Annotated in this window: 24 protein-coding genes; 8 read left to right on the forward strand and 16 right to left on the reverse strand. The window is 74.6% G+C overall.

Going from position 1 to position 24,584, the window contains the following annotated elements:
• Window positions 1-8: 8 nt before the first annotated feature.
• The 3 genes from ACN265_RS15895 to ACN265_RS15905 are packed head-to-tail and all read left to right on the forward strand — an operon-like array spanning window position 9 to window position 4,403.
• Window positions 9-1,070, forward strand: a complete 1,062-nt coding sequence (locus ACN265_RS15895) for a hypothetical protein (protein WP_421408396.1) — start codon at window positions 9-11, stop codon at window positions 1,068-1,070.
• A complete protein-coding gene (locus ACN265_RS15900; protein WP_421408397.1) occupies window positions 1,063-3,747 on the forward strand; it encodes an FtsK/SpoIIIE domain-containing protein in 2,685 nt (894 codons plus the stop codon). The genes ACN265_RS15895 and ACN265_RS15900 overlap by 8 nt, the downstream gene beginning before the upstream one ends.
• Window positions 3,744-4,403 (forward strand): hypothetical protein, encoded by a 660-nt coding sequence (locus ACN265_RS15905; RefSeq protein WP_357926765.1) that lies wholly within the window; start codon window positions 3,744-3,746, stop codon window positions 4,401-4,403. The genes ACN265_RS15900 and ACN265_RS15905 overlap by 4 nt, the downstream gene beginning before the upstream one ends.
• A 106-nt stretch (window positions 4,404-4,509) precedes the next feature.
• On the opposite strand, the gene ACN265_RS15910 is transcribed toward ACN265_RS15905, so the two are convergent.
• The 10 genes from ACN265_RS15910 to ACN265_RS15955 all read right to left on the reverse strand — a co-directional run bounded on the left by ACN265_RS15910 (window position 4,510) and on the right by ACN265_RS15955 (window position 11,287).
• Entirely contained in the window at window positions 4,510-5,781 is a 1,272-nt protein-coding gene (locus ACN265_RS15910; RefSeq protein ID WP_421408398.1) for a cupin domain-containing protein, read from the reverse strand.
• A gap of 9 nt (window positions 5,782-5,790) precedes the next feature.
• Window positions 5,791-6,096, reverse strand: coding sequence for a hypothetical protein (locus ACN265_RS15915; protein WP_421408399.1), 306 nt, complete (start codon window positions 6,094-6,096; stop codon window positions 5,791-5,793).
• A gap of 166 nt (window positions 6,097-6,262) precedes the next feature.
• Complete coding sequence (locus ACN265_RS15920) at window positions 6,263-6,691, reverse strand: DUF2267 domain-containing protein (RefSeq protein ID WP_421408400.1); 429 nt, start codon at window positions 6,689-6,691, stop codon at window positions 6,263-6,265.
• A gap of 5 nt (window positions 6,692-6,696) precedes the next feature.
• Window positions 6,697-6,888 (reverse strand): hypothetical protein, encoded by a 192-nt coding sequence (locus tag ACN265_RS15925; protein WP_204924519.1) that lies wholly within the window; start codon window positions 6,886-6,888, stop codon window positions 6,697-6,699.
• A 269-nt stretch (window positions 6,889-7,157) separates the two neighbouring features.
• Window positions 7,158-7,556 carry a TraR/DksA family transcriptional regulator gene (locus ACN265_RS15930; RefSeq protein WP_088647439.1) on the reverse strand — a complete coding sequence of 133 codons (399 nt, stop codon included), beginning with the start codon at window positions 7,554-7,556 and terminating at the stop codon, window positions 7,158-7,160.
• Between the two features lie 207 nt (window positions 7,557-7,763).
• The gene (locus tag ACN265_RS15935; RefSeq protein WP_421408401.1) at window positions 7,764-8,432 is read right to left on the reverse strand and encodes a uridine kinase; all 669 of its coding nucleotides are present in this window, start codon (window positions 8,430-8,432) and stop codon (window positions 7,764-7,766) included.
• 322 nt (window positions 8,433-8,754) lie between these two features.
• A complete protein-coding gene (locus ACN265_RS15940) occupies window positions 8,755-9,363 on the reverse strand; it encodes a winged helix-turn-helix domain-containing protein (RefSeq protein ID WP_420118043.1) in 609 nt (202 codons plus the stop codon).
• A gap of 284 nt (window positions 9,364-9,647) precedes the next feature.
• Entirely contained in the window at window positions 9,648-10,238 is a 591-nt protein-coding gene (locus ACN265_RS15945; RefSeq protein ID WP_204924522.1) for a winged helix-turn-helix domain-containing protein, read from the reverse strand.
• A gap of 51 nt (window positions 10,239-10,289) precedes the next feature.
• The gene (locus tag ACN265_RS15950) at window positions 10,290-10,781 is read right to left on the reverse strand and encodes a rhodanese-like domain-containing protein (protein ID WP_420115398.1); all 492 of its coding nucleotides are present in this window, start codon (window positions 10,779-10,781) and stop codon (window positions 10,290-10,292) included.
• 53 nt (window positions 10,782-10,834) lie between these two features.
• Window positions 10,835-11,287 (reverse strand): cysteine dioxygenase, encoded by a 453-nt coding sequence (locus ACN265_RS15955; protein WP_204924524.1) that lies wholly within the window; start codon window positions 11,285-11,287, stop codon window positions 10,835-10,837.
• 144 nt (window positions 11,288-11,431) lie between these two features.
• Between ACN265_RS15955 and ACN265_RS15960 the strand changes: the two genes are divergently transcribed.
• Complete coding sequence (locus ACN265_RS15960; protein ID WP_421408402.1) at window positions 11,432-11,830, forward strand: ankyrin repeat domain-containing protein; 399 nt, start codon at window positions 11,432-11,434, stop codon at window positions 11,828-11,830.
• Window positions 11,831-11,902: 72 nt separating this feature from the next.
• Here the strand turns inward: ACN265_RS15960 and ACN265_RS15965 are convergent, their stop codons facing one another.
• The 6 genes from ACN265_RS15965 to ACN265_RS15990 form a co-directional block, all read right to left on the reverse strand.
• Entirely contained in the window at window positions 11,903-12,673 is a 771-nt protein-coding gene (locus tag ACN265_RS15965; RefSeq protein WP_357926784.1) for a class I SAM-dependent methyltransferase, read from the reverse strand.
• 109 nt (window positions 12,674-12,782) lie between these two features.
• Window positions 12,783-13,286 (reverse strand): DUF2231 domain-containing protein, encoded by a 504-nt coding sequence (locus tag ACN265_RS15970; RefSeq protein ID WP_204924527.1) that lies wholly within the window; start codon window positions 13,284-13,286, stop codon window positions 12,783-12,785.
• Between the two features lie 217 nt (window positions 13,287-13,503).
• Entirely contained in the window at window positions 13,504-14,244 is a 741-nt protein-coding gene (locus ACN265_RS15975; protein WP_204924528.1) for a GAF and ANTAR domain-containing protein, read from the reverse strand.
• 176 nt (window positions 14,245-14,420) lie between these two features.
• Window positions 14,421-16,712, reverse strand: coding sequence for an accessory Sec system translocase SecA2 (gene secA2 / locus ACN265_RS15980; RefSeq protein WP_357926789.1), 2,292 nt, complete (start codon window positions 16,710-16,712; stop codon window positions 14,421-14,423).
• 260 nt (window positions 16,713-16,972) lie between these two features.
• On the reverse strand, window positions 16,973-18,061 hold the full coding sequence (locus tag ACN265_RS15985) for a zinc-dependent alcohol dehydrogenase (RefSeq protein WP_421408403.1): 1,089 nt from the start codon (window positions 18,059-18,061) through the stop codon (window positions 16,973-16,975).
• Window positions 18,054-19,088: a Gfo/Idh/MocA family protein gene (locus ACN265_RS15990; protein ID WP_421408404.1), complete on the reverse strand. Its 1,035-nt coding sequence runs from the start codon at window positions 19,086-19,088 to the stop codon at window positions 18,054-18,056. The genes ACN265_RS15985 and ACN265_RS15990 overlap by 8 nt, the downstream gene beginning before the upstream one ends.
• 252 nt (window positions 19,089-19,340) lie before the next feature.
• Between ACN265_RS15990 and ACN265_RS15995 the strand changes: the two genes are divergently transcribed.
• The 4 genes from ACN265_RS15995 (at window position 19,341) to ctaD (ending at window position 24,519) form a co-directional block, all read left to right on the forward strand.
• On the forward strand, window positions 19,341-20,321 hold the full coding sequence (locus ACN265_RS15995) for a glucosyl-3-phosphoglycerate synthase (protein ID WP_307826132.1): 981 nt from the start codon (window positions 19,341-19,343) through the stop codon (window positions 20,319-20,321).
• 88 nt (window positions 20,322-20,409) lie between these two features.
• Window positions 20,410-21,567 carry a glycosyltransferase gene (locus tag ACN265_RS16000; RefSeq protein ID WP_421408405.1) on the forward strand — a complete coding sequence of 386 codons (1,158 nt, stop codon included), beginning with the start codon at window positions 20,410-20,412 and terminating at the stop codon, window positions 21,565-21,567.
• A 128-nt stretch (window positions 21,568-21,695) separates the two neighbouring features.
• Entirely contained in the window at window positions 21,696-22,424 is a 729-nt protein-coding gene (locus tag ACN265_RS16005) for an ATP-binding protein (RefSeq protein ID WP_204924537.1), read from the forward strand.
• An 88-nt stretch (window positions 22,425-22,512) separates the two neighbouring features.
• Window positions 22,513-24,519, forward strand: coding sequence for a cytochrome c oxidase subunit I (ctaD, locus tag ACN265_RS16010; RefSeq protein WP_421408406.1), 2,007 nt, complete (start codon window positions 22,513-22,515; stop codon window positions 24,517-24,519).
• The last annotated feature ends 65 nt before the right edge of the window (window positions 24,520-24,584 follow it).

The following is a 24,584-nucleotide window of genomic DNA, read 5'->3' on the forward strand; positions in this document are numbered from 1 at the left end:
GGGGCGTCGTGTCGATCGTCGAGGACGTCGGAGCCCAGGTACGGGCCGCCGCCGAGGAGTTTCCCCTGGCCCAGCTCGCCCTGGCCCTGGAGAAGTTCGGCCAGGCCACCGAGCGGTTGCGCTGGGTACGCCAGGAGTCGGCCAACCCGATGGGGGTGCCGGAACTCGCCGCCGCCACCGAACACGCCGAGTCGGCCGGGCACGCCCTGCGGGTCGCCCAGGAACAGCTCTCCGGCTACCTCGCCGCCATCGGGCTGGCCCCCGACGGCCCGCCCCCGGCGCGCGCCGACGGTCCCGCGCCACGCCACGACGGGCCCCGGGGCGACACCACCGCGCCACCTGCCGCCCCGGCACCGGCCGCCGACGAGGACCCCACCGTCAAGCGCTGGTGGGCGGTCCGGGTCGCCGAGCTGACCGGCGGCCGGGAGGGCCAACCCGAGCAGCCGGACGAGCGGGTCGCCGACTCCCGGGAACTGCTGCACCGGGTCGTCGCCGGCATCCGCTCCGGCGACCGGGACCGGCTGCACCGGGAGCTGCGCGCCGCGCACGCCGACGTCGGCCTCGGGCTCGCCGCGATCGCCCCGCCGCTGCTACGCGACCTCGCCGGGGAACTGCTCGGGCATCCGCCCCGCGCCGACGACCTGCCCCGGCTGCGCCGGGAACTGGACGGCCGGGTCCGCGACCTGCTGCCCGGTCTGCCGCCGCCGGTGCTGCACACCCTGCTCACCCGGGTCTGCCGGATGCCCCCGCCACGCCGGGGCGAGGGCGAGCAGGAGCAGCCGCACGCCGCCGACCCGGCCGTCACCGCCGGGGTGCTGACCGGCGTGCTGCTGGCCCGACTCGGCCGTGACCTGCCCCGCGAGGACCGCGACCCGCAGCGGGAGCAGGTGCCGCAGCGGGCACCGGAACCCGACCGGTCGCCGCCCCGACCGCCCGCCGACCGGCACACCGAGCGCCGGCCCGAGCCGACCCCGCACCGCCGGCCCGAGCCGACGCCACCGCCGCCGCCCGCCGGGTCGGCCCCGCCCCGCCCGAGGAGCCCGTGGGCGGACGGTGGGCCCCGTGGCTGATCTGCGGGCCCAACTGGCGACGCGGGTACGCGGAATGCTCTCCGAGGCGCTCGGCGTCACCCGTACCCGGGTCGCCACGGCCGAGTCGGAGCTGGCCGCCGCCCGGGACCGGCTCGCCCGGGTCCGGCGGGCCGCCGCCGGTGTCCCGGAGCGGGTCGGCGTCGAACGCGACAGGCGGCTGGCCGAGATCGACAGGCGGCACGCCGCTCGGCTCGCCGAACTCGCCCACCGGGCCGTCGAGGCGGCCCGCCGGGAGGCCCCCGGCGCGGCCAGCGCCCCCTGGTCCCACTGGCAGGTCACCCCGGCCGGTCGCGGTGAGAGTCCCGGCCCGCTGCGGGTCGGCACCCTGCGGGTCGCCGACGCCGAACCCGTCCCGGCGCTGGTGCCGCTGCTCGACGCCGGTCACGTGCAGCTGCACGGCGACGACCGGGAGGGTGCCGAGGCGGTGGTGTCGGCGCTGCTGCTGCGCGGTGTCGGCCGGACCGACCCGGGCACGGTCCGGCTCTACGGGTACGACCCCGAACACCTCGGCGGCGGGCTCGCCGGCTTCGCCCCGCTGGGCACCGCCGGGCTGCTGACCTTCGTCGGGCCGGGCGGGTTGGCCCGGCTCCTCGACGACCTGGTCGAGCAGATCCGCCGGATCAACGAGACGGTGCTGGCCGGCGAGTACGGCTCACTGCGGGCCCTGGCCGCAGCCACCGGACGGCGGCCCGAGCCGTGGCGGGTCGCGGTGCTGCTCGGCGGCGACGAGCTGTCCCGCCACGAGCGCGGCCAGCTCGACCGGGTGGTCCGCACCGGCGCAGCCTGCGGGGTGCACCTGGTGGTACGCGGCATCGAACTGCCCGACGACCCCGGCCTGACCCGGATCCGTACCGGCGCGGACGGAACCCGGATCGGCACCCCGCCCGGCCCTCCGGTACGCCTCGACCCGCCCCCGCCGGCCACCCTGGTCACCGAGACCTGCCGCGAGATCGCCGCCCGGGTCAACGCCGGCCCGCCGCCGACCCCCTTCACCGACCTGTTGCCGCCGCCGGAGCAGATGTGGAAGGAGGACTCGGCGCACGGGCTGACCGCCCCGATCGGGGAGGGACCACACGGCCGTCCGGTGCTGCTGACCCTCGGCGACTATCCCCCGCACGCACTGATCGGCGGGCCGTCGGGCACCGGCAAGACCAACCTCATCTTCGCCTGGATCGGCGCGCTGGCCGCCCGCTACTCCCCCGCCGAGCTGGAGTTCTATCTGCTCGACTTCAAGGAGGGGGTGTCCTTCGCCCGGTTCGCCCAGGGCCGGCGCGACCCGAGCTGGCTGCCACACATGCGGCTGGTCGGCATCAACGTCAACACCGACCGGGAGTTCGGCCTGGCGCTGCTGCGGTTCCTCGCCGAGGAGCTGCGCCGCCGGGCCGACGCGGCCAAGAAACACGAGGTCACCAAGCTGTCCGAGCTGCGGGCGGTGGACCCGGCCGGGCACTGGCCCCGGATCGTCGCGGTGGTCGACGAGTTCCAGGCGCTGCTCGCCGGCCGGGACGTGGTGGCCCGGGAGGCCGCCGACCTGCTGGAGGACCTCGCCCGGCGGGGCCGCTCGCAGGGCATCCACCTGGTGCTCGCCTCGCAGGACGTGCGGGGCATCGAGGCGCTGTGGGGCCGGCCCGCGCTGGTCGCCCAGTTCACCCTGCGGATCGCGCTGCCCAAGGCGCTGCGCATCCTGGCCGAACGCAACGACGCCGCACAGGCGCTGCCCCGCTACCACGCGGTGGTCAACGCCGAGTCGGGCCTGACCGAGGGCAACGAGGTGGCCCGCATTCCGTCGGCCAGCGACTGGGAGACGTGGAGCGAGTTGCAGCACCGGCTGTGGCGGATGCGGCCCGCCGACGCCGCCCCGGCACGGCTCTTCGACGGTGACGCCATCCCCCGCCTCACCGAGGCCCCCGACTTCCGGGCCCTCACCCCGCCGCCGGGCGACGCCACGCCGCGCGGCCCGGTCGCGGTGCTCGGGGAGATCATCGACGTGCAGTCCCGGTCGGCGGCGCTGCGGCTGCCCCGGGCGCCCGGCCGTAACCTCGCGGTCCTCGGCACCCGGGTCGACGAGGCGTGCGCGGTGCTCGACGCCGCCGCCCGCTCGCTGGCCCGTCAGCACCGCCCCGGCACCGCCCGGTTCTCCATCGCCTGCCTCGACCCGGACGCCGACCCGGCGGCCCGCGCCCTCTACGAGGACCTCGCCGACGACGCCGCCTGGTACGACGAGGAGACCGTCGCCGAGCTGATGGCCGAGACGGCCACCGCGCTGACCCGCCCCGGCACCCCGGGCACCCCGCACTACCTGCTGCTGTTCGCCGTCGACGCGGCGGCCGGTGCGCTGGCCACCGGCTCACCCGGGTCGACCGGCCTGGACCGGCTGCGCCGCATCCTGCATGACGGGCCGGAACGGCGTACCCACGTGTTGGCCTGGTGGCGCGGGGTGGCCCGGATGCGGGCGGACCTGGGCGGGCCGGCCGCCCGTACCGACCAGATCGGCGCCTGGGTGGCCCTCGACGTGCAGGGCGGCGAGCTGGGCTCGGCGCTCTACCCGGGTTCCGGCGGGCCGGACTGGTACCCGCGTCCGTGGCGGGGGCTCTTCTTCGACCGGGCGGTGCACCGCACCGGACAGGTGATCATCCCTTATGGTCCGTCCCGATGAACGAACCGGTCCCCAGTGACACCTACGCAGCCCACGTGCGCCGGCTCGCCGAGCTGACCGGCCGGGTGGCCGCCCAGCGGGCCGAGGCGCAGGCCTGGCACGACCAGCAGTGCGCCGCCGCCGAGCGGGCCGTCGCCCAGGCCACCACCCAGCTCCGCGACGCCGAGCAGGAGGTCGTCGACGCCCGGTCGATGCTGGAGCGGGTCGACGCCGAGGTGGGGCACCTCTGGGCCGAGCTACGGTCCCGGCTGGGCACCCGGCGGATCGGCGACCCGCCGGGGCCGGCCCGGGACGTCACCGGTGACCCGGTGCCGCTGCTGCGCGGGGTCCGCGAACTGCTGGACCGCACCGGCCAACGCGGTGAGCTGCCGGGGTCGGTGAACCCGCTGCTGGCGCTGTGCGGGGTGGCCGGCGCGGTCGTCGCGTACGCCCTGGGGGCCGCCGCCCGCGCGGTGGGCGAGCGTTACGGCGGTGACCTGGCGGTGGGTATGCCGGTGCTGGCGCTGGTGGTGACGTTGCTCGGCCCGGTGGCCGGGCTGGCTCCGGCGAAACGGTTGGCGGACCGCCGGCACGCCCTGCTCGGCCCCCGCCCGCTGGCGATCGTGCTGGCCGCCGGGGTGCTGACCACGGTGCTGCTGCTGGTGTCGGCCCGCTGACCGCCCCGGGCGTCGCCCGGGGCGGTCGGTGGCTCACGCCGGGCCGGCGACCGTGACTCACGCCGGCACGGGGACCGGGGCTTCACGCCGGGACGGCGACGGTGCTTCACGCCGGGACGGCGACCGCCTCGCGCAGCAGCCGGCGGGCCAGCACCAGCCGGTCGGCGTCGTCGTCCAGGCCGGGCAGGTCGCCCACCCGCAGTCCGGTGGAGCCGAGCAGGGCGTGCAGGGCCGGTGCGCACTGGTCGGGCAGGGTGACGGTGCGGTCGACCAACCGCAGCGCCACCCGGCCGTCGGCGGCCGGGCTGAGCTGCCAGCGCAGGCCCGGGCGGGGAGCGATCCGGCTGTCGGCGGTGAGCGCGGTGAGCGCGGCGGCCTGCGCCAGCGGCCGGATCGGGGCCGGCCGGGCGGCCGGCCAGGCCCGGCTCCGCAGCCGGGCGGCCACGGCGGCCGGGTCGGCCCGCAGCAGCCAGTCGCGCAGCGCCTCCACCGTCTCGGTCAACTCGGGTTCGATGGCGTCCGGGTCGGCCACGTCGGTGCCGAACGGCAGCCCGGCCCGCAGCCGGGGATCCTCGGCGGCCAGTGCCAGCAGCTCCTCGACCAGGGCGTACCGGGTCAACGCGCGGATGCCGACGGTCAGGTGCAGCGAGCTGGTCTCCTGGGCCTGGGCGCTGTGCAGCCAGCCGCGCGGCAGGTAGAGCGCGTCGCCCGGTTCGAGGATTACGTCCAGCGCCGCCGGCCCGTCGGCGGTGGCGGACACCTCGTCGGCCCGACCGCCCCAGGGCTGCTTCTCCAGCGGGTCGATCAGCACCGGCGGGTGGATCCGCCAGTGCTTGCGGCCGTCGACCTGGAGCACGAACACGTCGTGGGTGTCGTAGTGGGTGGCGAAACCCTGGTTGCCCGGCGGGGTGAGGTAGGCGTTGACCTGTAACGGCTGGGTCAGGGCGGTACCCAGGTCACGGGCGAAGTCGATCAGGGCGGGCCAGAGCCGGTGCAGCCCCTGCAGCACCAGCGTCGCGCCCCCGGCGTACAGCTCCAGGATCCGTTCGTCGAGGACCTGGTCGCCGATCTCCGCGCCCGCGCCGCCGCCGCCGGTGAACCGGGCCGCCGGCACCAACTGGCCGTCGCGGGCCACCCGCAGGAACGGGGTACGCAGCCCGCGCCGGCTGAGCAGCTCGTCGGCGTCGGCCGGGCTGAGCAGGTCGGTGAACCCGTCAGGGTTGGGCAGCTCGGCGGCCCGCGACAACAGTGGCGAGCGGCCCCAGTGGGCGGCGGCGAACTTGGCCGGTTCGACGCTGACGCAGCGCTCCAGCGCCCGCGTCGCGGCCGACGGGACCGCCGGGCGGCCGTGGCCGCCCGGCGGGTCGATGGTCGTCATGGGTGTCGGTCAGCGGGCGCTGCCGTCGGCGCCACCGTCGTGCTGACCGGGCGTCGCGCCACCGTCGGCCGGACCCTCCGCGCCGCCGTCCGCACCACCGTCGTGCTGACCCGGGGTCGCCCCGCCGTCGGCCGGACCCTCCGCGCCGCCGTCGGCGCCACCGTCGTGCTGACCGGGCGTCGCGCCACCGTCGGCCGGACCCTCCGCGCTGCCGTCCGCACCACCGTCGTGCTGACCCGGGGTCGCGCCACCGTCGGCCGGACCCTCCAGGCCGCCGCCGCTGCTGGTCTGCATGTCGTCGTCGTTCAGTGCCATGGGTGCTCCCTCGGGTGTGCCGCCCCGCCGCAGGGCGGGGTCTGTCGTACGCGGGTGGTACCCCCCACACGATCTTCTCTAACCACACCGTAGACGGCCCGTCCGACGCGCGGGACCGATCGCCGGCCCCGGGCCGCACGGGCTCGCCGACCCCGGGCCGGTCGGGTCAGGGAATCAACCGTTGCAGGTCACGGGGCATGCCGGCCTTCACGTCCTGCCACTCGCCCTGGGTGACGTGCCGGCGCAGGGCGTCCAGCACCACCCGGGCCACCCGCTCGGGCCCGCCCTCGACGTCGTAGGGGAAGCCCTGCCGGACCTCGTAGAGGAAGTCGTCCCGGTTGAGTTTGACCGGCACGTCCTCCGGCCGCCACCCGTCGAAGTAGATGCCGCGGACCAGCATCGGGAGCTGGGCGGAGAACTCCGCGCACTCCTGGACGGTCATCCGGTCGCGCAGCAGGTGCAGCACCGTACGCAGCGCCGCGTACGACTGGTTGCGTCGCGTCCGGGGCCATCCGTACGCGTCCTCGATGTCCTTGAGGATCAGGTTGGTCTTGTCCACCGAGGACTCGATCGCCGACATCAGCTGCTCGGCCATCGGGGTCACCCCCCGTCCTTCGGTTCGCCGCCCCACCGGCGGTCGTCGGCGCGTCGGGGTGGCCCCGACGGGCCCCGCCCCTGCCGGGCCGGGCTGCCGAACCGTCCGGGCCGCTCCGGTCGACGGGTGTCGCCACCCGTGCCGACGACGTGCAGCACCGCACCACGTCGGGGATCCGCCACCACCCGTGCCGTCATCTCGGTCACCTCCGTACCCGTGTCCGGTCTTCCCGACCGCTGCCCCGCCGGGCCGTCGGCCCGACCGGGACGTGCTCCGGCCGCGGGCGCGGCCGGCACCATCGAGGCTGCCCGTCGGCGGGGTGACCCGCCCTCACCCGACCAGGGTGAGGTGCGGCCGCCGGGTGACCGGCACAACGGGGCCGATGTGGCGGCATCCCCTGGTGGGGAGGCCGCCACATCGACTCCCTGGAGTTGATCAGCGGTGCGGGTCGGACGTGGTGGCCCGGTCAGGCGGCCCGCCGCTCCCGGGTCTGCTTGCAGCCGACGCAGGAGGTGGCGGACGGGAAGATCTCCAGCCGCTCCACCGGGATGGGCGCGGTGCAGCCCTCGCAGAAGCCGTAGGTGCCCTCGTCCAGCCGGGTCAGGGCATGCTCGAACTGGGCCCGCCGGTCGAGGATGGTGCGCAGCAGGGACTGGGCGGTGTCCCGCTCGGCGGTCTTGGTGCCACTGTCGGCCTGGTCGTCGCCGGCGGTGTCACCGACCTCCACCAGCCGCAGCACCTGGCTCTGCGCGACCGCCTGCTCGTACTCCGCGGACAGCTCGTCGTAGCGGGCCCGCAGGGAGGCCCGGATCTGGTCGGCCTCCGCCGTGGTGCGGGCGGTACCGACGGTGTCGTGGACGAGCATCGCTGCCTGCCTTTCCTTAGACCGGGGCGGCCCCAGGGCACGTTCCGGGCTCGGTGGGCACGGTGAGATCATCCGTACCGTGTGAGTCCGGCGAGTACCCACCGCCCGGTCCCGCCAAACCACCGGTTTCGCCGTCGTCACGACGGGCGCAGCGGGCCGTCGCGCCGCCCGGTGCGACCCGCTTGCGTCCACCGGCACGGCAGGGCCTCAGCCGGCCCCGTCGGCCCGCTGCACCAGGGCCGGGTGCCGGGGGTCGTCGACGCGCAGGACCACATCGGCGAAGGACTGCGGGGCGACCTCGTCGGCGTACCGGGCGAAGGCGGGCAGGGTCCACCGCTGCGCCGGGTCGGTACGCCGGGCCAACGCGGCCGGCGAGAGCACCAGGTGCACGGCGACGTCGAACGGCAGTCCCCCGCCGAGCAGCAACGCCCCGCTGACCAGCAGCACCGTGCCGGGCGACAGCTCCTGGTAGGCTGCCCGGCTGGCCCGGTCGGTCCGGGCGTCCCAGAGAGAGGGCAGCACCCGCCCGGTGCCGCCGGGGCCGGCCGGGTCGAGCACCTCCCGGCGCAGGCCGGCCTCGTCGATCCAGCCCTCGTAGTAGGCGTCCGGGTTGGTCCGGCCGAACTCGAAGCGGACGGAGGCGGGCCGCAGGAAGTCCCCGACGTGCAGGTGCAGCGCCGGGCGTCCCCCGGCACGCAGCGGGTCGATCAGCGCGTCGGCGAGCCGGTCCGGGGCGGCGGCGGGGGGACCGTCCACCGCGACCCGGAGGTGGGCCGGCGGCGTGGACCCGTCGGCGGTCGGCCCGGACGCGACCGTGAGGAGCCGTTCGGTCAGCTCGGTGACGAGCCGGTCGGGTGAGATCGGACGGACACGCATCCGACCATCGTGCCCCGTGGGCCGGCGACCGGCCCGGCGGCCCACGCACCGGGCAGTGGTGTCCGTCCCCGCCCCGGACACGCCGGTCGGGTCACCACGCCGGGCCCCGCCGTCGACCCGACAGCGGGGCCCGGCGGCACCGACCCGCCGGTCCGGTCGACGGGACTGGAGGCGACGAAATTTTTGCCGACAGCGACGCCGCGGATCGGGTGATTCAGATCGTTCGCCGGATTCGGCCGGCGGCACGGCACCGTGGGTGCGGTCCGGTGGGGCTGCGCGCGACGGTGCCGCCGGGCGGTGGCAGCGGTCCGGCCGGGACCGTTCAGCCGGTGCGGTCGACGGTGACCCGGGCGTCGTCGGCGAGCCGGTAGCCCACCCCGTAGACCGTGGTGACCAGTGGGACGTCGACGCCGACCTTGCCGCGCAGCCGACGCACATGCACGTCCACCGTGCGCACCCCGGCGTGCTCGTAGCCCCAGACGGCGTTGAGAAGTTGCAGCCGGGTGAACACCCGGCGGGGGTGGGCCACCAGGTGCAGCAGCAGGTCGAACTCCAGCCGGGTCAGCGGCAGCGGCTCGCCGTCGCGCAGCACGGAGCGGGAGGAGGCCAGGATGTGCAGCATAGGGATGGTGGCGGCGAGGGAACGCCCCGCTGCCCGGCCGGCCGGGGCCTGCTCGGGTCGCCGTTCGGTGGGAACGCCGGTGGTGGCGATGGTGCACTCGCCGCGTTCCAGCATCTCCCGGGCCGCCTCGAGCAACCGGCGGGCCGGCGGGGTGAGCGACTCCTCGTTGACCAGCGGGATGGAGAGGGTCACGGTGAGCACGGGGGTGACGGCGTTGGCCGGGCGGCGCTGACCACCGGGAGGCCGGCCGGGGACCGACGGCTGGGACGTATGCCATCCGGCGCGCGACGATGCGGGGCTGACCGACATGGTCCTCCTTGGGCTGGTCCGGGTATCTCCCCACGGCCCGGGACGCCGCTGCATCGATGCTTCCCGGCCCCTGGACGGGGGTCAAGGGGCGACCGCGTTGCATGAATGTGACAATTGACGAACAGTTCGCAGCCGGTCCCTCGCTCTGCGTACGAGCCAGATGATTACAGCAGAAGCGTCGACGTGCCCGGGTACGGGGGTGCCCGCCGGTTGGATCACGGCCGGCACGCGGCGACGCACCCGGCTCGGGGGGAGCCGGGTGCGTCCGGGATTGGTCGACCGGGTCAGCGGAACCGGTCGACCCGCACCCTCGCCTCGTCGGCGAGTCGGTAGCCCACCCCGTACACGGTGGTCACCAGGGGGGTGTCCGCGCCGAGCTTGGCGCGCAGCCGCCGGATGTGCACGTCCACGGTACGGGCGACGGCGTGTTCGTACCCCCAGACGTTGGCGAGCAGTTGCAGCCGGGTGAAGACCTGGTGCGGATGCTCGGCCAGGAACAGCAGCAGGTCGAACTCGATGCGGGTGAGCGGGATCTCCCGGTCGCCCTGACGCACCACCCGGGTGCCGGCGAAGATCCGTAGGGTCTCCGGGTGGTCGTCGGTCGACGCGGGCTCCCCGACCACCGGCCTCGGCCGGGGGGCCGGCAGCGACGACAGCAGGCGCGGCGCGGTCGACTCGCTCAGCCTGACCACCCCCTCCCCCGCCTCGGCCAACTCGCCGAGCAGGTCGACCAGGCGGGCCAGCCGGGGCGTCAGCGGCCCGGCGGTCAGGTCGAGGGTGATGGTCAGCGAGGGCGTGGAGCGGGGCCGACCCGCGATCACCCGGTCGGGACGGCCCGGCGGGTGCGGACGCGCGGTGAGGGCGACGAGGGACATGGGAGCCTCCTGTGTGGCGGTGCGTCCGCCACGCCCGGTGGGGCGCGACGGTCAGTGCGGCGTCCGGCCGGCGGTCACCGGCGGCGCGAAGGACGGGGTACGGTGCGTCGACGTCGGGCCCAGGGCCGGCAGCCCGGCGATCCGCCAGGCAACGAAGCCGCCCACCACGTCGGTGGCCCGGCGCAGGCCGATGTCCTGCAACGCGGCGGCGGCCAGCGACGAGGTGTAGCCCTCCTGGCAGATCACCAGCACCGGCAGGTCGTAGTCGACCGCCTCGGGAAGCCGGGCCGGGCAGCGCGGATCGAGCCGCCACTCCAGGACGTTGCGCTCGATCACCAGTGCGCCCGGCACGGTGCCGTGGGCGGCCCGCTGGGCGGCCGGCCGGATGTCGACCATGATCGCCCCGCCCCGGCAGGCCAGGTGCGCCTGTTCGGGGTCGAGCCGACGCAGTCGGGTGCGGGCTTCGGCGAGGATCTCGTCGATGCCGCGCGAACCCGGTGGTGGGGCCGGACAGCTCTCGGTGAGGGTGGCGTGTTGCGGCATCGTCGCGGTCCTTCCATGGGCGAGCCGACGGGTGGGGGAAACGGCGGGCAGCGTCACCAGGAGACGCCGGCGTGGGCGATCTCGGCGACCCGGAGCCGCCCGTCGACGAGGTGGTAGCGGGTCATGTGACGCAGCGCGGGGAGGTAGACGTGCACGCTGACCGCCGGCTGGTCGCCGCGGTTGGTCACCACGTGCACGTGTCGGGGGCCGAACCGGCGACCGGAGCCGGCGGCGAGGCGGTGCGGGCGCAACCGCCCACCGGAGACCGTCTGCTCGGTCAGCTCGCCGGCGACGACCAGGAAGGCTCCCGAGGAACCACCGTGGTCGTGCAGGTCGGTGCCCTGGCCGGGCAGCCAGCTCAACGCCCAGACCTCGTGGTCGTCGGCCGAGGCGAGCCGGGCGTACCAGCGCTCGGTGCGGTCGAACCGCAGCGGCACCGCCCAGGTGGTCGGGTCGGCGTACCGGGCGGCGACGGTGAGCAGGTCGGTGGCGTGGATGCTGGTCATGGCTTCTCCCGTGTGATGCGTCCCCCGACACTCTAGACTGTAAAGCCTATAGGTTTAGTAGGTAATACCGAATGCTGGGACGCGCCGGGCGAGCCGGTTCCCGTCACCGGCGGCCACCGGGGCACGGGCCTCTAGGCTGAGCGGATGACCGAGGAGTTCGACGCCGAGACGCTGGCCTTCGCCCACCGGATGTTCGACCTCGCCCGCGCGGGCGAGGCCACGGAACTCGGTGGCCACGTCGACGCCGGGCTGCCGGTGAACCTGACCAACGACAAGGGCGACACGCTGCTCATCCTGGCCGCCTACCACGCCCGTCCGGAGACCGTCACGGCTCTGCTGACCCGGGGTGCCGACCACACCCGGGTCAACGACCGGGGGCAGACCGCACTCGCCGCGGCGGTGTTCCGGCGCAACGCCGAGGCGGTACGCGCCCTGCTCGACGCCGGGGCCGACCCCGACCACGGGACCCCCTCGGCGGTGGAGACGGCCCGTTTCTTCGACCTGCCGGAGATGCTCGCCCTGCTCACCGCCCGGCAAACCTGATCAACCGTCGGGGCCGACGGTGCGCCGTCCCCGCGCCGGGAAGCCACACCGTCGCGCATCATGATCGGTCCTTCAGGCGGGCCCGTCGGCCGGCTTGACGGCCTCGATCAGGAAGCGTCGGGAGTGGGCCACGAAGGCGCCCTCGGCACGGATGGTGGCGTGCAGCCGTTCGAGCTGCGGCCGGTACCGGTCGACGTCGAAGTCCGGCACGGTCCAGACCACCTTGCGCAGGAACCAGACCACCGCGCCGACGTCGTGGAACACCGCCCGCAGGGTGGCCCGTTCCAGCCGTACCACGTGCAGGCCGGCGGCCCGGGCGGCGGCCACCGCCTGGGCGGTGTGCCGGGTGGCAGGCGGCGGCAACGGGCCCAGCACCGCCTCGCTCAGCTCCCGCATGGTGCCGGCGCCGATCTGCTGGGACAGGAAGCGCCCGCCGGGGCGCAGCACCCGGGCGATCTCCGCCCACCCGGTGTCCACCGGGTGGCGGCTGGTCACCAGGTCGAAGGCGGCCGCCCGGAACGGCAGCCGGGAGGCGGGAGCGATCTGCACCACCCGGCCGCCGACCCGCCGCAACGTACGCCGGGCGACCGCCACGTTGGGCGGCCATGCCTCGGTGGCCACCAGCAGCGGCGGCGGTTGGGGCAGCTCGGCGAGCACCTCTCCCCCACCGGTGTCGATGTCCAGCGCGGTCGTGACCGTCGCCATCCGCGCGGCCACCTGCCGGGCGTAGCCCCACGGTGGACGCTCCTCGGTGGCCCGTCCGTCCAGCCAGCCGAAGCCCCAGCCGTCGACGGGCGCGGCGGCGGCCTCGGCGATCAACTCCGCACAGCTCGGCTCGACCATGCGCCCACCCTGGGGCAGCTCCGCACGGTCGGCAACCCGATTACCGTGGCCGGCGCGGACCCCGCGACCCCGGCCGGACGCCGCGACGGTGGTCAGGGGCGGGACGTGATCAGGGGGCGGGGCGCAGGATCTCCACGGTGGAGCCGGCGGGGACACCGTCGAGGGTGTCGAACCCGGTGGGCTCACGGCGGCCCGACTCGAACTGCCGCATCAGCCGGGTGCCCAACCCGACGCCGACCGCACCGACGAGCAGCGCGACCAGCTCGGTCACCAGCAGCACCCCGCTCGTACCGCGCTGCGGAGCATCCGCCCGCACCAGGCAGGACAGCAGGAAGAGCGCGGCCATGCCGGCGTTGACCATGTTGAAGGTGACCATGGTGCGACGGTGCGGCCCCGGCCGCACGTCCCACAGGTCGATCATGCCGGCGACGGCGGCGAGCCCGGCGGCCACCAGCGCGGCGATCGCCGTCCAGTAGCCGACCTCGCCGAGGAACGCCGGGCCGCCCGCGACGTCGGCGAGGTCGAACACGGTGGCACTGACGAAGAGCCCGAACGGGAACGTCACCAGCATCGGTTGGATGGGATGCCCCTGCACCCTCAGGCGGCTCTCCATCGTTTCCTCCCCGGGATCGGCTCAGCTCACCGGTCCAGGGTGCTACCCGCGGGTCGCTTCGACGAAACGATCGGGCCGTGATTCGCGGGTCCGGGGAGAAACGACACCAGTCGGCCGACGTCGTACCGGGACCAGGGTCGGCGACGTAGCGGCATCGCCACCCGCCGATGCCGTCACCGTCGACCCCGATGAGCGGGTCGACCGGACCGGGCGGCCGTCAGGACTCGCGGGGGCGGGAGACGGTGGTGACCAGCCGTTCGGCCACCTCCCGCAGCGGGATGTCCAGTGACGACGCCGCGCTGCGCAGCACGTCGAGGGCCTCCGGCGCCGGGCAGCCCCGCTGGGTCATGATCACCCCGACGGCCTGGCCGACGATGTTCTCCCCGAGCAGCGCGCCGTCACGTTCACTGTCCCGCTCGGCCCGCCTGGCCCGGTCCCGTACGGCGGCCAGCAGCAGGCCCGCGTGCTCGGCGAGCAGCATCGCGGTGAGCTGGTGCCGGGTGCCCAGCGTGTTGTGCCGGCCGGCGTACAGGTTGATCGAGCCGACCGCCCGCTCGTCCACGTCCACCGGGGCGGAGATCACCCCGCACACGCCCAGCCGACGGGCGCGGTCGGTCCAGGGCGCCCACCGGTCCTCGACGGTCAGATCCGTCGCGATGATCATCTCGCGACGGCGGATGGCGCTCATCGCGGGTGACTCCGCACCGTGCCCCAGGTCGTCCAGCTCGGCCAGCCGGGGGTCCGACGCGGCCACCCCGGCGGGCTCGCCGGCCCGCAGCGCGGTGAACCCGCACCAGAGCACCCCCGGGACGGCGTCCGCGGCGATCCGGACCAGCTCGGTCAGTGCCTCGTCGAAGTCGTCGACCGCGATCAGCCCCGCGGTCAACTCCCGCAGCAGGGCGGCCGTCTCCAGTACCCCGAGCGTGTCGATGGTCAGCTCCCGCATGTCCAGGTTCACCGGCCCGCAGGCTCCGTGGTACACCTGCCGTCCGGCACCGGCGTCGTTGCCTGTGTCATCGTGATGATCTCTCTCCCGAGTCGTGGGCCCCGGGCTACTACCCTGGCAAAACCGGATCGAAACCGCGTAAAGGAACCCCTCCGGCGCATTTCGCGCCGGAGGGGTTCCCGGACCGCTCAGCGGGCGGCGGCGAGCCGGCGGCCGACGGAGGCGATCAGCCGGTCCAGTTCCGAACCGAACGGGTTGTCGTGCACCAGGTACGTCCAGGTGGCGCTGGGCCGCACCAGCTTGGCGGCGTCCGGCTCCCAGTCCTCGGCGAACTCGGTCTCCTCGAAGGTCGCCAGAGTCCGCGTCTCGATCTCGGGGATGAGGTTGGTGAACGCCGGCACCGCCGCCCGGTGGAACTCGTCGAGCGGGTCGAGCCGGCCCAGCGCCCGCAGGTGCACGCCCTCGCGGACCTCGGACAGCTCGGCCAGGTGCTCCGCCCAGAGCCGGTCGGTGTGGTAGAGCGCGATGGAGCGGGCCACCCGGGCCAGCAGGTCCTCGTCCATCTCGCCGGCCTTGTCGGGCATCCGGTCGAGCAGCATCAGCGCGGCCACGTCCGAGGTGAGCAGCCGCTCCCGACGCTCGGCCAGGGCGATCCGCTGCTGCTCGATGACCACGCTGTAGCGCCAGGTGTTGCGGTGGATCTCGTGGTTGACGCCCTCGGCGACCCGCTGGGCGTGCTCCACCGCGTAGTCGACCTGCTCGTCGGTGACCAGGCCGTCGGCGTTCATCCGGGGCGAGGCCGGGACGGTGTCGCCGGCGTGCCGCACGACCAGGTCGTCCTCCAGGCTGACGAAGAAGACCGAACCGCCCGGGTCGCCCTGCCGGCCGGCCCGACCACGCAGCTGGTCGTCGACCCGGCGGCTGTCGTGCCGGCCGCTGCCGATCACGTAGAGGCCGCCGAGTTCGGCCACCCGCTCCTGGTCGACCTGCTCGCTGCCGCCGAGCCGGATGTCCACGCCCCGGCCGGCCATCTGGGTGGAGACGGTCACCGCGCCGTACGCGCCGGCCTCGGCGATGATCGCCGCCTCCTCGTCGTCGTTCTTGGCGTTGAGCACGACGCACGGCACCCCGGCGGCCTGCAGGCCGGCGGCGAGCCCCTCGGACTCCTTCACGTCGAGGGTGCCGACCAGCACCGGGCGGCCCGCCTCGTGGCAGCGCCGGATCTCGTCGATCAGCGCCTCCTCCTTCTCGGCCCGGGTCGCGTAGATCCGGTCCGGCTCGTCCTCGCGGACGCAGGGGGTGTTCGGCGGGATCACCGCCACCTCGAGGCCGAAGAACTCGCGGAGCTGGTCGCCGACCAGCACCGCGGTCGCCGTCATGCCGCACAGCTTGGGGTAGAGCGCGATGTACGCCTGCACGGCGATGGTGCCCAGCACCTCGCCCTCGGCGGTGGCGTCCAGCCCCTCCTTCGCCTCCACGGCGGCCTGCAGGCCGTCGGGCCAGCGACGGCGCTGGGCGACCCGGCCGCGCATCTCGTCGATCAGCTCCACCGAGCCGTCACGGACGATGTAGTCGACGTCGCGGTGCAGCAGGGCGTGCGCGTGCAGCGCCACGTTCACCGCGGAGAGCTGGCCGACGTGCTCGGTGTCGTACAGGTCGATGCCGCCCAGCTTGGCCTCGACGGCGGCCAGACCCTCGGTGGTGAAGGCGACGCTGCGGCCGTCCTCGGCGACCGTGTAGTGCCGGCCCTTGCGCAGGCCGCGCACGAGCGCGGCGGAGGCGTGCACCGGGTCCTGCTCGCCGGTGGTCGAGCCGGCCAGCACCATCGGCACCCGGGCCTCGTCGATCAGGATCGAGTCGGCCTCGTCGACGATGGCGGTGGCAAGCGGCGGCTGGACCCGGTCGGCGATGTCGGTGACGAGCTGGTCGCGCAGGAAGTCGAAGCCGGCCTCGCTGACCGAGACGTAGGTGACGTCGCAGCCGTACGCGGCCCGCCGCTCGGCCGGGGTGGAGGCCTCGTTGACCCAGCCCACGGTCAGCCCGAGCAGCCGGTAGACCGGCGTCATCCACTCGGCGTCCCGGCGGGCCAGGTAGTCGTTGACGGTGAGCACGTGCACCGGCCCGTTGCCCAGCCGGACGTGCCCGTAGGCGGCGATGGTGGCGGTGAGCGTCTTGCCCTCACCGGTGGCCATCTCGGCGACCTTGCCGGACAGCAGCGCCATCGCGCCGAGCAGCTGCACGTCGTACGGCCGCTGGTCGAGGCCCCGGCGGGCGGCCTCGCGGCCGACGGCGCAGATGTCCACGTACTCCGTGGCGGCCCCGGCGGCCTCGGTCAGCGCGTCGTCGTCGAGCGCCGACAGCTCTTCCTCACGCGCGGCGACCCGCGGCAGCAGCTTCTCCAGCGGAGCCAGGTCGACCGTCGTCCCCGGGCGCTGGAGGAACCGGCGGAACCTGCTCTTCAACCGTTGCGACACACCCATGAGCGGCAACGGTACGCGAATTCGGCCGCAAACGGCTGCCCGGTCTGTCCGACACGGCCCCGGTGTCCGGTCACCGGCACGTCCGGGCAGGTCGACGGGGGTGTCGCCGAGCGTCGTCGGGCAGCCGTCGGGCGGCCGGTCGACCGGGGCGCGGGCTGACCGACGTCGATGATCAAGGGGGACCGCTCCCCGGGGCCGGTGACCGGTCTCCTCCGCACGGCACCGGCCCGCCGGCCGGGGTGCGGCCGGTCCCGCCGGGCTCAGGGGGTGAGGACGACCTGGAGTTCGTGGCGGCGGCGTCCGGCCAGGTCGGTGAGGAGCGCGGGGGCGTCCGCGAACGGGACCACGGCCGAGATCAGGTGCGCGCGGACCAGGTCGCCGTGCCGGCGCAGCAGGTCGATCGTCTCGGCGGAGAGCCGTTCCCGGTCCCAGGTCGGGGCGAGACCGCGCGGCACCCGGCCGATCTGGGCGCAGCGCAGCGTCAGCCCGTTGTGGTGGAACTCCTCGCCGAGCCGGACGGCGTCCGCGCCGCCCGGGTAGAAGGCCAGGTCGACCACCGTGCCCTGGGGGCGCAGCAGGCGCAGCGCCAGGTGCAGCGCGTGGTCCTGGCCCCGGCACTGGAACACCACGTCGGCCCCCCGGTCCCCGGCGCCGTGGTTCCACCGCGTCTTGAGCACCACCGCCGCGTCGTCGGCGCTCGGGTCCAGGGTCTCCAGCCCGAGGGCCTCGGCGACCTGCCGGCGCTGCGGCGTGGGGTCGACCACCACCACCGAGGCGGCCTCGTGACGGCGGGCGAACAGGGCGGTGAGCAGGGCGACCACGCCGCCGCCGACGACCGCCACCCGTCGGCCGCGCACCCCGTCGCCGAGGGTGCGCACGCCGGCGCCGTACAGGTCGGCGGCGGCGTGCAGCAGCCCGTTGGCGCAGATCGGGCCCATGTGCGCCACGTAGACGCCGAGCATCGGGTCGAGGTCGTCGGGCAGCGGCACGAACCGTTCGGCGAGCGGGTCGGCGACGTACCCGCTGCGGTGGCCGTACGTCATCGCGCCGACGGTGCCGACGGCGATCGCCGGGGTGCGGCTCTGCACCACCTCGGCGACCTGCATGTAGCCGAGCCGGGTGACCGGGTACGGGGTGCCGGCGGTGCCCGGCCGGAACAGGCCGAGGCCGGGGTCGAAGGTGACGGTGAGGTGGGGGTTGGTGCCCTTGACGAAGCTCAGCTCCGTCCCGGCGGAGACCCCGCTGTAGCGGGTCCGCACCCGGATCATGCCCTCGCGCAGCTCACCGGCGTCCTGCTCGGCCAACGCGACGCGCCCCGGGCCGTCGACCACGACCACCGTGTCACGCATCGACGCCCACCCCCGTGGGCGCGCCGGGCCGGCCGTCGGTGGTCGGCGTGAGCGCGGCCGGGCCGGTGGGCAGGCTGACGCCGCGACCGGTCCGGGCGCTCTGCGCGAGCGCGACCGCCAGGCGTTGGGTGCGCAGCGCCTCCGCGTACGGCACCCGGATGTCGTCGCCGACCCCGGTCACCGCGTCGACGAAGGCCCGGTCGACGGCGACCCGGGCGGCGTCGGGATCGGCCGGGAGGTGGCGTTCCCCGTCGGTGTCCCGGACGGTCAGGCCGTCCTCGGTCAGCGAGAGGGCCAGCCCGTCGGCGAGGATCTCCAGTCCGGCCCGGTGCTTCCAGCCGAGCACGCAGGCGGCGGCGAGGGTGCCCACCGCGCCGGAGGCGAAGCGCAGCGTGGCGGCGGTCACCGAGTCGATGTCGGCGTCGTCGACCGGGGGTGGGTTGCCGTCGCCGTAGGCGGTCACCTCGACGGCCTCGCCGACCAGCACCCGGGTCAGGTCCAGGACGTGGGCGGCCTGCTCGACCACCGGGCCGCCGGAGCGGTCCCGCACCGCCCACCAGGCCACCGGGGGCACCTTGTCCAGCCAGGCCCCGTTGACCATCCGCACCGGACGGTCGGCGAGCAGTTCACGGGCCTGCGACACCACGTGCAGGTAGCGCCAGTGGTGCCCGACGGCGGTGAGCAGTCGCCGCTGCTCGACCAGGGCGGCGATCCGTTCGGCGGTGTCCAGGTCGACCGCGACCGGCTTCTCCACGAACATCGGCACCCCGGCGGCGATGACGGCCTCCTCCACCGGCCCGTGGGCGAACGGCGGCACGCAGACGTAGACCGCGTCGGGGCCGGCGGCCAGCAGGTCGTCGACGTCGGCGAAGGCCCGGGTGGAGTGCGTGTCGGCCAGCCGGGCGGCGGCGGACCGGGTCACGTCGGTGACCCCGACCAGTTCGACGTCGGCGAAACTCCCCAGCACGCGGGCGTGACGTTGCGCCACCCCACCGGCCCCGACCAGCCCCACCCGACACGTACGCATACCCTCGGCCCTCTCGACGCGGTCAACCACCACCGCGCACAGCACTGCCCCGGCGCGGCGGGGCGAAACCCCGTCGGTCACCGCAACACAGCGTTCATCTGCCGGGAACCGGCCGGTGGAGCCGCCGTGATCAAGCTGTTAGGGAATATCCAGTTAACGAATGTGCAGAGACGGGAAAACCAAGTCTGCGTTTTCCGCCATGGATCTGGGGGTTTGCCAGTGCGGGACACAGAACCGATCGTCTCCCCTGTCGTGGAGGCATGGGCCACCTACCGGACGACGTCGGCGCAGGACTGGCCCACGCGACGGCTGATCAGAGCCAAGGGGGAGAACCGGGTCAGCGTGGTGCTGCCCGCCCGAAACGAGGAAGCCACCGTCGGGGCGATCGTCTCGACGATCCGGGAACACCTGATGGACCGCGTCCCCCTGGTCGACGAGTTGATCGTGGTCGACTCGCGGTCGACCGACCGCACCGCGCAGGTGGCCCGGGCCGCCGGCGCGGAGGTGGTCGGCCAGGACGAGATGACCCGGGGGCTGCCCCGGCTGACCGGCAAGGGCGACGCGCTCTGGGCCGGCCTGGCCGCCGCCGAGGGTGACGTCGTCGCGTTCGTCGACGCCGACCTGCGGGAGTTCCGGCCGCACTTCGTGACCGGGCTGATCGGCCCGCTGCTGGTCGACCCGTCGGTGGAGTTCGTGAAGGGCTTCTACCACCGGCCGCTGGTCGGCGCGACCAGCGTGGAGACCGACGGCGGCGGGCGGGTGACGGAGCTGATGGCCCGGCCGCTGCTGAACCTGTTCTGGCCGGAGCTGGCCGGTTTCGTGCAGCCCCTCGCGGGCGAGTACGCCGGCCGGCGCGAGGTGCTGGAGCGGGTGCCGTTCGTCACCGGTTACGGGGTCGAGACGGCCATGCTGATCGACCTGCTGGAACTGGTCGGCCTGGACGCGCTGGCCCAGGTCGACCTGGGCGAGCGCAAGCACCGGCACCAGGACACCGCGGCCCTGGGCCGGATGTCCGCGCAGATCATGCACACCGCCTGGGCGCGGTTGCAGCGGCGGGGCTGGGCCGCCCCGGGCACCAGCCCGGGTGCGCTGCTCACCCAGTTCCGTCGGGGCGGCTCGGAGGCGCTGCCGAATCTCGACCGGGAGGTCGTCGTCAACGACGTCTCGGTGCAGGAACGCCCGCCCCTGGCCGAGCTGCGGCCCCGGCTGCCGCGCCGGCGGGTCGCCGCGTGACGAGGCGTCGCGCCGGCGGCTGCGCCACCCGACGCGCGGGGTCGAGACCCGCCCGGGACCCCGTCCGTCCCGAGAGGAAGTCCCGACCATGAGCCTCACCGTGCTGATGAACGCCGGCCCGTGGCTGTCCGTGCCGCCACCCGGCTACGGCGGCATCGAGAACGTCGTCGCCACCCTGGTGCCGGAACTGCGCCGGCTCGGGGTGCGGGTGGTGCTCGCCTCGGTGGGGTCGAGCACCCTGCCGGTGGACGAGAAGTTCTCGGTCTTCGACGACGGGCAGTTCGCGGCGCTGCAACGGCCGTACAACCAGGTGTGCGGGGTGGCCCAGGCACACCTGGCCGGGGTGGTCCGGCAACTGCACGGCCGCGACGACGTCGATCTGGTGCACGACCACGTGGAGGCGGTCGGGCTGGCCACCCTGGCGGCGATGGGGCCGGACGCCCCGCCGGTGCTGCACACCCTGCACTGGGACCTCGCCAAGCACCCCGAGCTGTACGGCACCCTCGACGGTGGGGCGCGGGTACGGGTCAACGGCGTCTCCGCCGCCCAGTTGGCCCGCGCGCCCCGGGCGCTGCGCGAGCACGCGGTCGGGCATGTGCACCTGGCGACCCCGCTGGCGGTGCACGCCGACCGGGCGCCCCGGCCGGTGAAGGGCGACCACACGGTCATCCTGGGCCGGATCAACCCGGGCAAGGGGCAGGACGTCGGTGCCCGGCTGGCCCGGCGCACCGGGGTGCCACTGGTGCTCGCCGGCCCGGTCGGGCCCTACCACCGGCCCGCGGACCTGGCGGCGGCGGGCGACGGGGCCCGGCAGAACCCGGACGTGCGGTTCTTCTACGACGAGGTCGCCCCGCACGTCGACGGGGACCTGGTCCGCTGGGTCGGCACCGTGGCCGGTCGGGAACGCGACGACCTGCTGGCCGGAGCGCGGGCGGCGCTGTTCCCGCTGCGGTGGGAGGAGCCCGGCGGGACGGCCGTGGTGGAGTCGCTGGCGCTGGGCACGCCGGTGGTGGCGACCGCCCGGGGCTGCCTGCCCGAGTTGGTCGACCACGGGCGGACCGGCCTGCTCACCGACGACGAGGACGAGCTGGGTGAGCTGCTGCTGGCGGCGCGACGGCTCGACCCCGACGAGTGCCGCCGGGAGGCCGCCGCCCGGTTCACCCCGGCGGTGATGGCGCAGCGCTACGTCGCCCTCTACGAGACGGTCCGCGCCGCCGCCCGGGTGCCCGAGCTGCGGGCCGCCTGAGCCGGCCGGGCCCGGGACGGCCCGGCACCGGGACCGTGGGCGACACCGCCCACGGTCCCGGTTTCGTCCCACCGGGCCCCGGGTACCTGGCGGTTCTCCCCAGCACCACGAACGGAATCGAGGGGCCGATGGTCAGCCGGATCACCTGCGAGGTCAGCGACGCGTCACCGGTGACCGTCGTACGCCTCGCCGGCGCGCTCGACCTGGGCACCATGCGCACCGTGCACACCGTGTTGGACCGCTGCCTGACCACGCTGCCGGACGCGCTGGTGGTCGACCTGGGCGGGGTGACCGTCGCCGACCGGCTGGCGCTGTCGGTGTTCGCCGCCACCGCCCGGCAGGCCGCCGACTGGCCGGCCGTGCCGATGGTGCTCTGCTCTCCCCCGCCGGACGCCGCGGCCTGGTTGGCCACCTCCACCACCTGCCGGGTGGTGCCGGTGCGGCAGGACTGCGCGGAGGCCACCCGGTGGGCCGGGGCGAGCGCCGCGCCCCGGTTGCGGGCCCGGTTGGAGCCGGCGGCGGGGGCCTGCCGGCGGGCCCGTGAGCTGGTCGGCGACGCGTGTTCCCGGTGGAACGTGCCGCACCTGGTGGAGCCGGCGTCGCTGGTGCTCAGCGAGCTGGTCGGCAACGTGGTCCGGCACGCCCACACCCCGATGCGGATCACGTTGACCCTGCACCAGCCGTACCTGCGGGTGGCCGTGGCCGACGGCAGCCGGACGGCGGCCCGCGCGGCCAGTCCGGACCTGTCCGCCGAGGGGGGCCGGGGGCTGCTGCTGATCCGGGAGATGGCGCAGCGCTGGGGCAGCTCCCCGCTGGCCGACGGCAAGGTGGTGTGGGCACTCCTGCCGGCGAATTGACCGAAATTCCCCCTGTCGCCTGGTTACATGGGCGGAGGGCGGGTAGTCGCGCCCGTCCTTTCTGTCGTCACGACGGGGTGAGAGAGCCATGCCCAGACGGGTAACCACGGAGCCCGCACGAGACCGGGGGCCGGCCATCCTCGCCCCGGCCCGGTTCGGCGGCTTTCCCGGGCCGGTCCGCCCGGCGCTGCCCGGCAACAAGCTGCTCCGGCTGCTCGGCACCACCGACGCCAAGCAGATCGGCCTGCTCTACCTGGCCACGTCGTTCGTGTTCTTCCTGATCGGCGGGGTGCTGGCCCTGCTCATCCGGGCCGAGCTTGCCCGGCCGGGAATGCAGTTCCTCTCCCCCGAGCAGTACAACCAGGCGTTCACCATGCACGGCACGATCATGCTGCTGCTCTTCGCCACCCCGCTGGTGTTCGCCTTCGGCAACTACATCGTCCCGTTGCAGATCGGCGCCCCGGACGTGGCGTTCCCCCGGCTCAACGCGTTCGCGTACTGGCTGTACCTGTTCGGCGGGACCATGGTCGTCGGCGGCTACCTCACCCCCGGCGGCGCGGCCGACTTCGGCTGGACGGCGTACAACCCGCTCAGTGACACGACCCACTCCCCCGGCGTCGGGGCGAACCTGTGGGTGGTCGGGCTGGTCGTCTCCGGACTGGGCACCATCCTCGGCGCGGTCAACCTGATCACCACCACGCTGACCCTGCGCGCCCCCGGCATGACCATGTTCCGGATGCCGATCTTCACGTGGAACATGCTGCTCACCGCCGTCCTGGTGATCCTGGTCTTCCCGCTGCTGGCCGCCGCGCTGCTGGCGCTGGGGGCGGACCGGCTGCTCGACGCGCACGTCTACGACGCGGGCACCGGCGGGCCGATGCTGTGGCAGCACCTGTTCTGGTTCTTCGGCCATCCCGAGGTCTACATCGTGGCGCTGCCGTTCTTCGGCATCATCACCGAGATCATCCCGGTGTTCAGCCGCAAGCCGATCTTCGGTTACACCGGGCTGGTGCTGGCCACGGTCGCGATCACCGTGCTGTCGATGACCGTGTGGGCGCACCACATGTTCGCCACCGGCCAGGTGCTGCTGCCGTTCTTCAGTTTCCTCAGTTACCTGATCGCGGTGCCCACCGGGGTGAAGTTCTTCAACTGGATCGGCACCATGTGGAAGGGGCAGCTCACCTTCGAGACGCCGATGCTGTTCGCCATCGGGTTCCTGGTGACCTTCCTGCTCGGCGGCCTCACCGGGGTGCTGCTGGCCAGCCCGCCGGTGGACTTCCACGTCACCGACTCGTACTTCGTGGTGGCGCACTTTCACTACGTGCTGTTCGGCACCATCGTCTTCGCCGCCTTCGGCGGGGTGTACTTCTGGTTTCCCAAGATGACCGGCCGACTGCTCGACGAACGGCTCGGCAAGCTGCACTTCTGGACCATGTTCGTCGGCTTCCACGCCACCTTCCTGGTGCAGCACTGGCTGGGCGACGAGGGGATGCCCCGCCGGTACGCCGACTACCTGCCCGGCGACGGCTTCACCATGCTCAACATGATCTCCACGGTCGGCTCGTTCGTGCTCGGCGCGTCCACCCTGTTCTTCCTCTACAACGTGTGGAAATCCTGGCGGTACGGCGCGTTGGTGACCGTTGACGACCCGTGGGGGTTCGGCAACTCCCTGGAGTGGGCCACCACCTGCCCGCCGCCGTTGCGCAACTTCGACCGGATGCCCCGGATCCGCTCCGAACGCCCCGCCTTCGACGCCAAGTACGGCCCGCTCGTCGCCGACCTCGGCCGGGACCTGCCGCAACGCACCACCCGGCCGCCGCAGGAGTTGCACGACGAGCTGCGCCACGAACGGCACGTCCCCGAGTCGCCGGCGGCCGAGGGCGCGCACGGGGCCCGGGAGGCGGTGGAGTACCAGCCCGCCCCGCAGTCGGGCGCCCGCCCGGTGGTGGTGCCCGAACCGGAGCAGGTCCGCCGCCCCGGCTTCGCGCACTCCGACGCCCCGCAGGACGACGGCCCGGGTGGCGCGAACCCCGACACCCCCGAACGGTGGCGGCACCCGCACGGCACGGACGACGACGACCCCGGACGACGCTGACCCGGGACGGCTCTCGGGCCGGCACCCCCGTGCGGGGGTGCCGGCCCGACGTTCGTCCTTCCGCC

Origin of the sequence: Micromonospora sp. WMMD730, assembly GCF_049178955.1 — a bacterium.
Lineage (GTDB): Bacteria > Actinomycetota > Actinomycetes > Mycobacteriales > Micromonosporaceae > Micromonospora > Micromonospora wenchangensis.